The organism is Enterobacter sp. BIGb0383 (assembly GCF_003751845.1).
Taxonomy (GTDB): Bacteria; Pseudomonadota; Gammaproteobacteria; order Enterobacterales; family Enterobacteriaceae; genus BIGb0383.
In genome coordinates, this window is record NZ_RJKQ01000003.1 from 135,755 (window position 1) to 149,024 (window position 13,270).

Below are 13,270 nucleotides of genomic sequence, written 5' to 3' on the forward strand. Positions count from 1 at the left end.
TAGAGAGTCAAAACCCCGCGAAAGCGGGGTTTGTCGTTTTATCACACCGGTAAATCAATCAGCAGCGCCCGAAGGGGTGTCTCAGCGACCAGGGTAATCGTGGTCTCGTCGCGAATAAATGCCCCGTCTCCGCAGGTCAGCGCTTCCTGACCTTGCTGGTGGGTCTGCGCCTGCACCGTACCGTGGATGGACTGCAGATAGGCTCGCGGGCCGTGCAGCTGAAAACTCAGCTCTTCGCCTTTCTCAAGCTCAATATGGTGCAGCCATACTTGCTGGCGCAGCTGCAGACTGCTCTGGCTCCCGTCGGGCGACGCCAGCAGCTGTTGGGCCTGGTCGGCAAGGATAACTTTCTGCACGGGCGGGTTTTCCCGCTCCGGACACGCGTCGAGCCACAGCTGCATCCGCGTCAGGGATTTATCCTTACTGATATTATGCTCGCTGTAGCTGATACCCGGCTGGGTGGCGATCAGCAGCGCTTCACCGGCTTTCGCCTGAACATGATTGCCTTCACTGTCCCGGTACTCTGCTTCGCCTTCGAGGATCAGATTCAGAATATCGACTTTCGGGTAGGTGCGCGGCTGGAAAGACGCGCCCGGTGCCAGTACTTCCTGGTTCAGAACGCGCAGGGAGGCATAGCCCAGCAGCTTAGGATCAAAGTAGTGCCCAAAGGAAAAAGTGTAGCGAGCCTGCAGCCATCCGAAGTCTGCCTGTCCACATTGTTTGGCCGTTCTGGTAGTAATCATAATAATTGACCTCTCTTTACACACATTGATAGTAAAGATATAGACGCTTCATTGTTAGCGAGATATTCTGCCCGGTATGTTCAAATTTCCTGAATGAGAACGCTATGGCAAAAGATAGAGCGTTGACGCTTGAGGCACTGCGCGTCATGGACGCAATCGACAGGCGCGGCAGTTTTGCTGCTGCCGCAGACGAGCTGGGGCGCGTGCCGTCGGCACTGAGCTACACCATGCAGAAGCTGGAAGAGGAGCTGGACGTGGTGCTGTTTGACCGTTCAGGTCACCGCACCAAATTCACCAACGTCGGGCGGATGCTGCTGGAGCGCGGTCGCGTTCTGCTTGAGGCTGCCGATAAGCTGACGACCGACGCAGAAGCGCTGGCTCGCGGCTGGGAAACGCATCTGACGCTGGTCACGGAAGCGCTGGTCCCGACGGTGGACCTGTTTCCGCTGGTCGATAAGCTGGCGGCGAAGGCCAACACCCAGCTGTCGATTATTACCGAAGTGCTGGCCGGGGCCTGGGAACGGCTGGAGCAGGGCCGGGCGGATATTGTGATCGCGCCGGATATGCATTTCCGTTCCTCGTCAGAAATTAACTCCCGCAAGCTGTATAAAGTGCTGAACGTTTACGTTGCCGCCCCGGACCATCCGATCCACCAGGAGCCGGAGCCGCTGTCCGAGGTGACGCGCGTGAAGTATCGCGGTGTGGCGGTAGCGGATACCGCACGTGAACGGCCGGTGCTGACCGTCCAGCTGCTCGACAAGCAGCCACGTCTGACGGTGAGTACGATTGAAGACAAACGCCAGGCGCTGCTGGCCGGGCTGGGCGTGGCGACTATGCCTTACCCGCTGGTCGAGCAGGATATTGCCGAAGGGCGTTTGCGGGTGGTTAGCCCGGAATATACCAGCGAAGTAGATATTATTATGGCCTGGCGGCGTGACAGCATGGGCGAGGGAAAAGCCTGGTGCCTGCGCGAGATTCAGAAGTTGTTTTCCGGTCGATGATAAGTCTGCGCCTCCCTCAGGGAGGCGCAGTGCCGTCAGAATTTCCGTTTAGGATCCGGCCCGAAGCGGTTATCGCCGGGCGTACCGCTTTGACAGTTAAAAACAATCAGCGCTATCCAGCCCACAATGGGGATCAGCATCAGCAGTAGCCACCATGCCGAACGATCGGTGTCGTGCAGGCGGCGGAAGTGAACGGCCAGCGAGGGCACGAAAACCAGAAGGCTGTAAATCGTTGCTAAAATACCCTGGCCATCGCCAAGCTGCCAGCCGAGGATTTTATCCACTATGCTCAACACCGCGGCCAGAATGGCGCTCACCAGAATGAACATCCAGAACTCTTTGCGCCGCGCCCGTCCTGTAAAACCGATGTAATTTCGTATTACGCTTAAATACCAGTCCATTTTTCCTCCACCTTTTGGTTATCAATCCCTTGTTCTCTAAGGGGACATTTCAGGTATACATCGGAACGGACGAGTCGACAAGTTGCGGTAACGGAAGTGAGAAACGGCAACGGCAGGAAACGCGGTTCCTGCCGTCGAGGGGGTTATGCGAAGCGACTCTCGCGCCCGTGGGGCTCGTTCAGATCCTGCCAGGGACCAATCGAAATAATCCCGGTGGGGTTGATGGTTTTATGGCTGCGATAGTAGTGGTGGCGAATATGATCAAAATCGACCGTCTCCGCAATGCCCGGCATCTGGTAAATATCGCGCAGGAATCCGTACAGATTCAGGTAATCGCTGATGCGGTGCTTATCGCATTTAAAGTGGGTGACGTAGACCGGATCGAAGCGAACCAGCGTGGTCCACAGACGAATATCGGCTTCGGTCAGCTGGTCACCCGTCAGGTAGCGATGCTGGCCGAGGATCTGCTCGATGCGCGCCAGGGATTCAAATACGCCGTTGACCGCGTCGTCATAAGCCTGCTGGCTGGTGGCAAACCCGGCTTTGTAGACGCCGTTATTCACGTTGTCGTAGATCCAGCCGTTGAGTTCATCGATCTTTTCACGCAGGGCAGGCGGATAGTAGTCACCGGCTCTGGCACCCAGCGCATCGAAAGCGCCGTTCAGCATGCGGATGATTTCAGCGGATTCGTTGCTGACGATCGTCTGGTTTTTCTTGTCCCACAGTACCGGGACCGTGACACGCCCGGTGTAGTGCGGATCGGCGTGCAGATAGAGCTGATAAAGAAAATCATGCTGATACAGCTTATCGCCGGTGGCGGCGGGGAAATCGTCGCCGAAGGTCCAGCCGCTCTCCAGCATCAGCGGATGCACAACGGAAACCGAAATAAAGGATTCGAGGCCTTTTAACGCCCGCATCATCAGCGTGCGGTGCGCCCAGGGGCAGGCGAGGGAAACGTACAGGTGATAACGATCTTTTTCCGCCGCAAAACCCGGCTCGCCGGACGGACCTGCTGCGCCATCGGCGGTCAGCCAGTTGCGGAAAGCGGAAACCGAACGCTGGAAGCGCCCACCGGTGGATTTGGTGTCATACCAGACATCGTGCCAGACGCCGTCAATCAATTGTCCCATGGCTTTCTCCTTTTCTGCATAGCAAAAGCGAGGAGTAAACTCCTCGCTTTGTTGTGTTCAGTCTTCAGTATAGCGGTGTTACCACTTTTTATTCAGCAGACGGTCAATACTGAATGCGCCCGGACCGCTGATACCCAGTACCAGGAAACCGCCGGCGATGCTCAGGTTTTTCATGAACATCATTGAGTTCATACCTTCAGCAAAGTTGCTGTGGAACAGCAGCGCGGTCAGCACGGTGAAGCCCGCGGTGAACAGCGCGGTCGTACGGGTCAGGAAACCGAACAGAATGGCCAGACCGCCGCCCAGCTCAAGCAGAATGGTCAGCGGCAGCAGGAATCCCGGGACGCCCATCGATTCCATATACTGCTGAGTTCCTGCATAACCGCCAATTTTGCCCCAGCCTGCAGTGATGAACAGGATAGGCATCAGGATACGTGCTACCAGTAAACCAACATCTTCTAATTTTTTCATTTTACTCTCCGAGGCACCACAAAGGTTGCAGGTTAGATTTTTCGTGCAATTACCGGCGGATGCCGCGTGTTTGCTGTCGATGGAGAGCATCATAAGCGCGGCGATGACGGATTGTTAGCAAGGAAAACTGTCAATCTTCTTCAAAGAATCTGAGTAAGCGACGGAGAGAAATAAAAAAACGCCCGCGAGCGGGCGTTTCAGGAGCAGGAGATTAACGGGATGACGGTGGCTGCAGGGTGTTTTTCACCAGTCGCCAGACGCTCCATGCGCTGAGTCCGCGTTTGGCCCAGCGCATCAGCATATTGGGATGGCGAATACTCCACAGCGCCATCACGCTGCTGCCAACCACGGCCCAGGAGCGCAGGCTTTGTAGCGCACTCCAGCCGCGATCGTAGGCGCCGGTCGCGGTGAGCCAGTCCCGTCGGCTGGCGGAGAGATCCAGCCTCTGCTGCTGGATCTCGCTCAGCAGCCTCGCCTTACGGCGTTCACGTTCCTGGCGGCTGCTCACGGTTCGTCGTCCCGCAGCAAATCTTTGTCGTTGGCCAGCTCCTGCCGGGTATGGCGTAGCAGGGTGGAACGTCTGGCCCTGCGCAGCGTCATCAGCCCGCCAATCAGCGCCAGCACCAGCAGTACCACGGTGGTGGCGATCATCGCATTAAGCCGATACTGCGCGTCGACGGCCCAGATAACCAGCACCATCAGGCTCATCAGACCGAAGGCGGCAAACAGCATGGTCATGCCGAGCATCAATAGTAGCTGGAAGATATTGGCTTTCTCTTCTTCCAGCTCGACTACCGCCAGCCGCAGACGGGTCTCGACCATATCGACAATGATGGTGACGATACGCTGGCCGATACCAAAGACGCTTTTGCCTGGACCCTGTGCGTGACGAGAATCAGCCATAATCAGCGACGCGACAGAAGAACGCCCAGCACGACGCCTACGGCGGCACCGATACCCACGCCCGTCCACGGATTGTCACGCACGTACTTGTCAGCATGTGCGGCAGCTTCACGGGTCTGACGAGAGATAATATCGCCGGTTTCACCCAGGCGGGCGCGGCTCTCTTTCAGCGCATGTTCAGCTTTGCTGCGAATTTTCCCCAGCTCTTCTTTCGATTTTTCACCGGAGGAACTCAGAACTTCTTCCAGGGTGTCCGTCAGTGACTTCAACTCAGCGCGCAGATGGTCGGCGTTATCTTTAGACATACTTCCCTCCAGGGACTATCGATTAATCAGTATTCACGAGACTCCAGCGCTTTCAGCTCTTCATGCGCTTCGGCGAGTTTACGTTCGCGAGTGGCGATTTTATCCGCATCACCCTTGGCCTGGGCTTCAGCCAGATCGCGCTGACGCTCGGCGATCTCATCGTGCTGTTCAGCGATTTTCTTCTGATGATCGGCTTTAAGCTTCTCGTCAGTACAGTGGTCTTTCACTTCGCTGAGGGCTTTGTTCAGGCCGCTAAGGCGGTACTGGTTGTTATGCTTTTCTGCATGGCTGATTTCCCGTTGAATATCCTGCTCTTTCTGCTGGCACAGCGTAGCGGAAAAGGCGGCGGAACTCAGGGATAAACAGGCCAGGGCCATAACGATGCGGTATTTCATAATTGAACCTTCCTTTGTGTGGTAAATGCATCACGACGATGCAGTCGATTCCGTTTGCAGAACGATGTTTCTGGCGTCCGCACACTCAATCATAGTTAAGTAATGCGGAATCACCAGAATTAGTGAACAGATTCAGAATCCTGGAAAAAATCAGCCGAATCTGTGGGAGGTGTCGCGCAGACGGGATAGCCAGATCGTGGCCTGGCTATCGTCATCCTGCTGGGCAATGATATAGCCGGATGGCAGAGAGCGATCCAGCACTTCTTTTGCCGCCGCGCTCTGGGCGCTGGAGTCAAATTTAATCAGCAGAGAGTTATTCTCCGGCGTAATGCTTTTAAAGCGGATGCCGTTAGCGTCGAGATGGTGCCAGATAGAAAAACCATCCGGGATACTGGTCCCCTGAGCGGCCGGACGAATGGCCAGCGTCGACTCATTCTGCCGCAGCGTCGCCCACAGATAAGCGGCGGCCATCATCAGGATCAGCAGGGTAAACCCTGCGAACACACGACGTCGTGCACGGTTGTTCATTTCCATATTCACCCCCGGTTTCCGTATTTTTTCTTCAACACCACCACCAGCGAGCCGGCCAGGCCGATAACCAGCAGCACGACCGGCAGCAGCATCAGACAGGACATCAGCGCGTCCTCATACTTGAGAAAGACCGGCGTTTTACCCAGCAGGTAGCCGAGGCTGGTGAGGATCAGCACCCACAGCAGTCCGCTCATCCAGTTGAAGAACTGGAAGCGGGCGTTGTTCAGACCGGAAAGCCCTGCGATGGTCGGCAGCAGCGTGCGGACAAAGGCAATAAAACGGCCCACCAGCAGGGCGGAAAGCCCGTGCTTATGGAAGAGATGATGGGCGCGCTGGTGATAGTGCGCCGGGAGATGCGACAGCCAGTTTTGCACAATCCGGGTATTGCCCAGCCATCGTCCCTGGATATAGCTCAGCCAGCAGCCGAGGCTGGCGGCCGAGGTGAGCAGAAACAGCGTCAGCGGGAAGCTCATGGCGCCTTTGGCGATCAGTACGCCGACCAGCACCAGCAGGCTGTCGCCCGGTAAAAAGGCGGCCGGCAGCAGACCGTTCTCAAGGAACAGAATCATAAACAGGACAAAATAGAGCATGCCAATCATCGAGGGATTCGCCAGGGTTTCGAAATCCTGGCTCCACAGGGCATTAATTAACTGCGTAAAAAGTTCCATTGGCTATTCCTGGTACTTCGGTTGACATCGCGCCTGTGCGGACGGTGCTGCGCAGTAACATTTTTTACTGATTTTGTTTATGTTCACTGGCGGGCACACAGGCGTGGCCTGAATAATCCATGCAAAGAAAGCCGCGGCTTTCAAAAAGTAGTGAGTAATCACTAACTCACCAGGGCAAAATGCATCCAATTGTAACAAAGGCGCATGTTCTGCGTCACAGATTTTGCGCGTTGTTGGCAATGATTTTGCTGATCAATGGAGAGAGAGGCGAGGGTATTTACAAACGCTGACACTATATACGTTTTGCTTACCCTTAACGCAGCGGCAGACGCGTGGTCTGCCGTCTGAAGAGGAGCGGGATGTTATTTCCCGCTGCCGGAAGCGGTATCGAGGTGAACCACCGGATTATCAGCAAACAAATAGCGGTCAGCATTGAATTCGAAGTCATCGCTGGTTTCGTTAAACAGCATCAGCTTGGTGTTTTCCAGATGCTGCCACATGGCCAGCTTGGCCGCGTGCGGGTCTTTACGAATCAATGCCTTAAGGATTTGGTCGTGATCGTCACACCAGTTATCCACGGTGCGCAAATCGATATGATCGTGCAGTTTCTTCCAGTACGGGTTATGAACGCGCTGAGTCCACATTTTTTCCACAATTGCGGCCAGAGCCGTATTTTGCGTTGCCAGCGCGACCTGAACATGGAACTGCAAATCCCACTGAGAATCGCGGAAGCATTTCTCCTGGCGCGCCTGCTCCTGGATTTCCATCAGTTTCATGATGTCCTGCTTGGTCACCTGGGTGGCCGCGAACTCGGCAATATTGCTCTCAATCAGCTGGCGAGCCTGCAGAAGTTCAAACGGACCGTAGTTGGCAAACTCCAGAGACTCATCCGGGACCTGATGGTATTTCGGCTGGCTGGCGATAACGTGAATGCCCGATCCTTTGCGTACTTCAACGTAGCCTTCCACTTCCAGCATAATAATCGCTTCGCGGACCACGGTGCGGCTGACGCTTTTCTCATCGGCAATAAAACGCTCGGCCGGAAGCTTGTCCCCCACCAAATAAACGCCCTGCTCTATGCGCTGCTTAAGGTCAGCAGCCAGCTGTTGATACAGACGACGAGATTCGGTGATTTCCATATACGCTCCAGGCAGGGGTAAGGCACATTGTATTTGTTATACCACTTTTACGAGTTCCCCACCACACAACAGCGCAAAAAGCCGCCCTGAGTGGGCGGCTTCTGTACGAACGAGCGTGATTTAGCGGTTGCTAACTTTGCGCTGCGGGTCCACCTATGGAGTGTTCTCGCTCCACTTCCTCGGCGGTTTTGTTCTTCAGCACGGTCCAGATCACCAGGGCACCCAGCAGGTCAAAGACCGCCAGTACCGCGAACAGCGGGCTGAAGCCGATGGTATCGGCCAGAGCACCCACCACCAGAGCGAACATGGTGCTGGCCATCCAGGCCGCCATGCCGGTCAGACCGTTAGCCGTCGCCACTTCGTTACGACCGAAGACGTCTGAGGATAGCGTGATCAGCGCACCGGACAGGGACTGGTGGGCAAAACCACCGACGCACAGCAGGGCGATAGCGATATACGGGCTGGTGAACAGACCAATCATGCCTGGGCCAATCATCAGCAGCGCGCCCATGGTGACAACCATTTTACGGGAGACAATCAGGTTAACGCCGAACCAGCGCTGGAACAGCGGCGGCAGGTAGCCACCTACGATACAGCCGAGGTCGGCAAACAGCATCGGCATCCAGGCGAACATGGCGATCTCTTTCAGGTTAAAGCCGTAGACTTTAAACATGAACAGCGGGATCCAGGCGTTAAAGGTACCCCAGGCTGGTTCAGCCAGGAAACGCGGCAGCGCGATACCCCAGAACTGACGGGTGCCAAGGATCTGCCACGGGGACATTTTCTTGCCGTTATTGGTCTGATGCTGAGATTCCTGACCGTTGATAATGTAGTCGCGTTCTTCTTCGGTCAGCTTTTTCTGGTCGCGCGGGTGTTTGTAGAAGATCAGCCACGCCATTGCCCAGACGAAGCTCAGCACGCCGGAAATGATGAAGGCCATCTGCCAGCTGTGCATCACGATAGCCCACACGACCAGCGGCGGCGCAATCATGGCACCGATAGAGGAGCCGACGTTAAAGTAGCCGACGGCGATAGAGCGCTCTTTCGCCGGGAACCATTCGGAGCTGGCCTTCAGACCCGCAGGGATCATCGCGGCTTCTGCTGCACCGACCGCACCACGCGCCAGCGCCAGACCACCCCAGCTTCCCGCCAGCGCGGTTGCGCCGCAGAAGACAGCCCAGGCGACGGCGAAGAAGGCGTAGCCAATTTTGGTACCGAGAATATCGAGAACGTAGCCGGCAACTGGCTGCATGATGGTGTAAGCCGCTGAGTAGGCGGCGATAATATAGGAGTATTGCTGCGTGGAGATATGCAGCTCTTCCATCAGCGTCGGAGCCGCTGCCGCGACCGTGTTACGCGTCAGGTAACCCAGTACGGTACCCAGCGTCACCAGGCCTATCATATACCAACGTAACCCTTTAATTTTACGCATGTAAAACCTCATCGTTATGTTATATCCGCCGTTAAGGCGGTGACATCTCACCCCGCAGGGTGGTGTTGTTCAGTAACGGGAGGTCGTACGGGAAAAATCCCGGTACGACCCCGATCCTTGCCAATTCAAACCTTCAACAGGTAATCGGTATCCGTACCGGTAAATCCGATGTCTGTAACACCGGTAATGCATTCCGTCGGCATGTGTTTTGCGACGGCAGGCAAGATAACTTGTCATACAACTTTAAAAGGTGAGTTGTGTCACAAAAGCTCTTTTCTTAGTGTGGTCATTATTTTTCGTTGAAGAAGCCAGTGGTGGCGCGGTTTGGCGGTTTGTTTGTTTATTCGGCGTCGATCTTTAAGTTGGGTTTTATTGATCTAACTCACGAAAATATCTTCAGTCTGTGGAAATTGGTGTGATAACTTTGACACCATTAAAAATAAGCATTCATGCACTCGTAAAGAGGAAGACTGATTATGACGCCGTTTATGACTGAAGATTTCCTGCTGGATACCGAATTTGCCCGCCGTCTGTACCACGACTACGCAAAAGACCAGCCGATTTTTGACTATCACTGCCATCTGCCGCCGCAGCAGATCGCAGAAAACTACCGCTTTAAAAACCTGTATGACATCTGGCTGAAAGGTGACCACTATAAGTGGCGTGCGATGCGTACTAACGGCGTGGCTGAGAAGCTGTGTACCGGTGATGCCAGCGACCGTGAGAAGTTCGACGCCTGGGCCGCCACGGTTCCGCACACTATTGGTAACCCGTTATACCACTGGACTCATCTTGAGCTGCGTCGTCCTTTTGGTATTACAGGTAAGCTGCTGTCGCCGTCTACGGCGGGTGAAATCTGGACCGAATGTAACGAGCTGCTGGCGCAGGATAAATTCTCTGCACGCGGCATCATGCAGCAGATGAACGTCAAAATGGTCGGCACCACCGACGATCCGATCGACTCCCTGGAGCACCACGCTGCCGTGGCGAAAGACACCAGCTTCAGCGTGAAAGTGCTGCCGAGCTGGCGCCCGGATAAAGCCTTCAATATCGAGCAGGCGACCTTTAACGACTATATGGCGAAGCTGGGCGAAGTCTCCGATACCGAGATTCGTCGTTTTGCCGACCTGCAGACTGCCCTGACCAAACGTCTGGATCACTTTGCCGCTCACGGCTGTAAAGTCTCCGACCACGCGCTGGACGTCGTGCTGTTTGCCGAAGCCAGCGAAAGCGAGCTGGACAGCATCCTGGCGCGTCGCCTGAGCGGTGCCACCCTGAGCGAACACGAAGTGGCGCAGTTCAAAACGGCGGTGCTGGTCTTCCTCGGTGCGGAATATGCCCGTCGCGAATGGGTACAGCAGTATCACATCGGCGCGCTGCGTAATAACAACCTGCGCCAGTTCAAACTGCTGGGGCCGGACGTCGGTTTTGACTCCATCAACGACCGCCCGCTGGCGGAAGAGCTGTCAAAACTGCTGAGCAAACAGAACGAAGAAAATCTGCTGCCGAAAACCATCCTTTACTGCCTGAACCCGCGTGATAACGAAGTGCTGGGCACCATGATCGGTAACTTCCAGGGTGAAGGGATGCCGGGCAAAATGCAGTTCGGCTCCGGCTGGTGGTTTAACGACCAGAAAGACGGTATGGAACGTCAGATGAACCAGCTGGCGCAGCTCGGCCTGCTGAGCCGTTTTGTGGGCATGCTGACCGACAGCCGCAGCTTCCTCTCCTACACCCGTCACGAATACTTCCGTCGCATTCTGTGCCAGATGATCGGCCGCTGGGTGGCTGCGGGTGAAGCACCGGCGGATATTCAGCTGCTGGGTGAGATGGTAAGAAATATTTGCTTTAACAATGCGCGTGACTACTTCGCCATTGAACTGAACTAAGCCCTGAGGTTGGTTGATATGCAATACATCAAGATCCATTCGCTGGACAACGTCGCGGTCGCGCTGGCTGATATTGCCGCCGGTACCGAGGTGACGATTGACGGCCAGACGGTCACGCTGCTGTCGGACGTGGTGCGCGGGCATAAGTTTGCCCTGCAGCCGGTCGCGAAGGGTGAAAACGTCATTAAGTACGGTTTGCCGATTGGACATACGCTGGCGGATGTTGCGGCAGGGGAGCATATTCATGCCCACAACACGCGGACCAATCTTAGCGATCTGGACGAGTATAGCTATCAACCTGATTTTCAGGCCGACGTGGCGCAGCCGGCGGATCGCGATATTGAGATCTACCGCCGCGCCAGCGGTGAAGTCGGGGTGCGTAACGAACTGTGGATCCTGCCAACGGTAGGCTGCGTGAACGGTATCGCCCGACAGATCCAGACCCGTTTCCTGAAAGAAACCAACGACGCGGAAGGCACCGACGGTGTCTTCCTGTTCAGCCACACCTACGGCTGTTCGCAGCTGGGTGATGACCACGTTAATACGCGCACTATGCTGCAAAATATGGTGCGTCACCCTAACGCCGGTGCGGTGCTGGTGATTGGCCTGGGCTGTGAAAACAACCAGGTTGACGCCTTCCGTGAAACCCTGGGAGATTTTGACCCGGATCGCGTTCACTTTATGATTTGTCAGCATCAGGACGATGAAGTGGAAGCGGGTCTTGAGCAGCTGCACCAGCTGTATGAGGTGATGCGTCACGATAAGCGCGTGCCGGGTAAACTGAGCGAGCTGAAGTTTGGTCTGGAGTGCGGCGGGTCTGACGGCCTGTCCGGTATCACCGCCAACCCGATGCTGGGTCGCTTCTCGGACTTTATGATTGCCAACGGCGGGACCACCGTGCTGACCGAAGTGCCGGAAATGTTCGGTGCCGAGCAGCTGCTGATGAGCCACTGCCGCGACGAGGCCACCTTCGACAAGCTGGTGACCATGGTCAATGACTTCAAGCAGTACTTCATTGCCCATAATCAGCCGATCTACGAGAACCCGTCTCCGGGTAACAAAGCGGGCGGCATTACCACTCTGGAAGATAAATCCCTCGGCTGTACCCAGAAAGCGGGTTCCAGCCAGGTGGTGGATGTCCTGCGCTACGGTGAGCGTCTGAAAACCCACGGTCTGAATCTGCTGAGCGCGCCGGGTAACGATGCCGTTGCCACCAGCGCCCTGGCCGGTGCGGGCTGTCATATGGTGCTGTTCAGTACCGGTCGCGGTACGCCTTACGGCGGCTTTGTGCCGACGGTGAAAATCGCCACCAACAGCGAACTGGCGGCGAAGAAAAAACACTGGATTGACTTCGACGCCGGTCAGCTTATCCACGGCAAAGCGATGCCGCAACTGCTGGATGAGTTTGTCGATACCATTGTTGATTTCGCCAACGGTAAGAAGACCTGTAACGAACGTAACGATTTCCGCGAGCTCGCCATCTTCAAAAGCGGCGTTACCCTCTAATTACCCGGCAGCTTTTGCACCATGGCTGTGTTGGCTGCGCTCATTCACCCCGGTCACTTACTTGTGTAAGCTCCCGGGGACTCATGAGCTTGCCGCCTTGCCCTGGCACAAAATCTTTGGGTAAATGGGTAAGAGAAACAACACGGCGCTTCCTCTCCTGAAGCGCCGTTTCTTTTTATGCTATCGACAGGGATTTTCCATGACCGCGTATTGGCTTGCCCAGGGCGTGGGAGTGATTGCCTTTTTGGTGGGCATCACGACCTTTATCAACCGCGATGAGCGGCGTTTCAAAAAGCAGCTCTCCGTCTACAGCGCCATTATCGGCGTGCATTTCTTCCTGATGGGCGCCTGGCCCGCGGGTTCCAGCGCCATGCTTAACTCGGTCCGCACCCTGATAACCCTGCGTACCCGCAGCCTGTGGGTGATGACGCTGTTTATCGTCCTGACCGGCGGGCTGGGGATCGCGAAGTTTCAGCATCCTATGGAGCTGCTGCCGGTGATCGGCACCATCGTCAGCACCTGGGCGCTATTCCGCTGCACCGGCCTGACCACGCGCATTGTGATCTGGTGCTCCACCGGCTGCTGGGTGGCGCATAACCTGTGGCTGGGTTCGATTGGCGGTTCGCTGATTGAGGGCAGTTTTCTGGTGATGAACGGACTGACGATTATACGTTTCTGGCGGATGCAGAAGCGTGGAATCGATCCGTTTAAGGTCGAGAAGACACAGCAGAATTAACCCTCCGCGCAGCGGCGGAG

At 55.7% G+C, this 13,270-nt stretch carries 16 protein-coding genes; 4 read left to right on the top strand and 12 right to left on the bottom strand.

The annotated features are described in order from the left end of the window. Positions 1–41 precede the first annotated feature (41 nt). Entirely contained in the window at positions 42–743 is a 702-nt protein-coding gene (locus EDF81_RS16260; protein WP_123349200.1) for a pirin family protein, read from the bottom strand. Between the two features lie 104 nt (positions 744–847). Here EDF81_RS16260 and EDF81_RS16265 point away from each other — a divergent pair, with 104 nt between their 5' ends. After that, a complete protein-coding gene (locus EDF81_RS16265; RefSeq protein WP_123349201.1) occupies positions 848–1,744 on the top strand; it encodes a LysR family transcriptional regulator in 897 nt (298 codons plus the stop codon). Between the two features lie 35 nt (positions 1,745–1,779). Here the strand turns inward: EDF81_RS16265 and EDF81_RS16270 are convergent, their stop codons facing one another. From EDF81_RS16270 to EDF81_RS16320, 11 genes are all read right to left on the bottom strand, one after another. Further along, positions 1,780–2,145: a DUF805 domain-containing protein gene (locus EDF81_RS16270; protein WP_123349202.1), complete on the bottom strand. Its 366-nt coding sequence runs from the start codon at positions 2,143–2,145 to the stop codon at positions 1,780–1,782. Between the two features lie 143 nt (positions 2,146–2,288). Then, positions 2,289–3,275: a glutathione S-transferase family protein gene (locus EDF81_RS16275; protein ID WP_123349203.1), complete on the bottom strand. Its 987-nt coding sequence runs from the start codon at positions 3,273–3,275 to the stop codon at positions 2,289–2,291. A 78-nt stretch (positions 3,276–3,353) separates the two neighbouring features. Beyond that, entirely contained in the window at positions 3,354–3,746 is a 393-nt protein-coding gene (locus tag EDF81_RS16280; protein WP_184999572.1) for a DoxX family protein, read from the bottom strand. A gap of 211 nt (positions 3,747–3,957) precedes the next feature. Beyond that, on the bottom strand, positions 3,958–4,254 hold the full coding sequence (locus EDF81_RS16285) for a YqjK-like family protein (protein WP_123349205.1): 297 nt from the start codon (positions 4,252–4,254) through the stop codon (positions 3,958–3,960). Then, on the bottom strand, positions 4,251–4,649 hold the full coding sequence (locus EDF81_RS16290; protein ID WP_123349206.1) for a phage holin family protein: 399 nt from the start codon (positions 4,647–4,649) through the stop codon (positions 4,251–4,253). The genes EDF81_RS16285 and EDF81_RS16290 overlap by 4 nt, the downstream gene beginning before the upstream one ends. A 2-nt stretch (positions 4,650–4,651) precedes the next feature. Next, positions 4,652–4,954, bottom strand: coding sequence for a YqjD family protein (locus EDF81_RS16295; protein ID WP_123349207.1), 303 nt, complete (start codon positions 4,952–4,954; stop codon positions 4,652–4,654). 26 nt (positions 4,955–4,980) lie between these two features. After that, a complete protein-coding gene (locus EDF81_RS16300) occupies positions 4,981–5,349 on the bottom strand; it encodes a DUF1090 domain-containing protein (RefSeq protein WP_123349208.1) in 369 nt (122 codons plus the stop codon). A 150-nt stretch (positions 5,350–5,499) separates the two neighbouring features. Next, the gene (gene mzrA / locus EDF81_RS16305; RefSeq protein WP_123349209.1) at positions 5,500–5,883 is read right to left on the bottom strand and encodes an EnvZ/OmpR regulon moderator MzrA; all 384 of its coding nucleotides are present in this window, start codon (positions 5,881–5,883) and stop codon (positions 5,500–5,502) included. 2 nt (positions 5,884–5,885) lie between these two features. After that, complete coding sequence (gene yqjA / locus EDF81_RS16310; protein WP_123349210.1) at positions 5,886–6,548, bottom strand: DedA family general envelope maintenance protein YqjA; 663 nt, start codon at positions 6,546–6,548, stop codon at positions 5,886–5,888. A gap of 362 nt (positions 6,549–6,910) precedes the next feature. Beyond that, on the bottom strand, positions 6,911–7,687 hold the full coding sequence (gene exuR, locus EDF81_RS16315; protein WP_123349211.1) for a transcriptional regulator ExuR: 777 nt from the start codon (positions 7,685–7,687) through the stop codon (positions 6,911–6,913). 130 nt (positions 7,688–7,817) lie between these two features. Beyond that, positions 7,818–9,119 carry an MFS transporter gene (locus tag EDF81_RS16320; RefSeq protein WP_123349212.1) on the bottom strand — a complete coding sequence of 434 codons (1,302 nt, stop codon included), beginning with the start codon at positions 9,117–9,119 and terminating at the stop codon, positions 7,818–7,820. Between the two features lie 476 nt (positions 9,120–9,595). Here EDF81_RS16320 and uxaC point away from each other — a divergent pair, with 476 nt between their 5' ends. The 3 genes from uxaC to EDF81_RS16335 all read left to right on the top strand — a co-directional run bounded on the left by uxaC (position 9,596) and on the right by EDF81_RS16335 (position 13,250). After that, positions 9,596–11,008: a glucuronate isomerase gene (uxaC, locus tag EDF81_RS16325; protein ID WP_123349213.1), complete on the top strand. Its 1,413-nt coding sequence runs from the start codon at positions 9,596–9,598 to the stop codon at positions 11,006–11,008. An 18-nt stretch (positions 11,009–11,026) separates the two neighbouring features. Then, positions 11,027–12,514, top strand: a complete 1,488-nt coding sequence (locus tag EDF81_RS16330) for a UxaA family hydrolase (protein ID WP_123349214.1) — start codon at positions 11,027–11,029, stop codon at positions 12,512–12,514. A gap of 199 nt (positions 12,515–12,713) precedes the next feature. Beyond that, on the top strand, positions 12,714–13,250 hold the full coding sequence (locus EDF81_RS16335; RefSeq protein WP_123349215.1) for a YgjV family protein: 537 nt from the start codon (positions 12,714–12,716) through the stop codon (positions 13,248–13,250). The last annotated feature ends 20 nt before the right edge of the window (positions 13,251–13,270 follow it).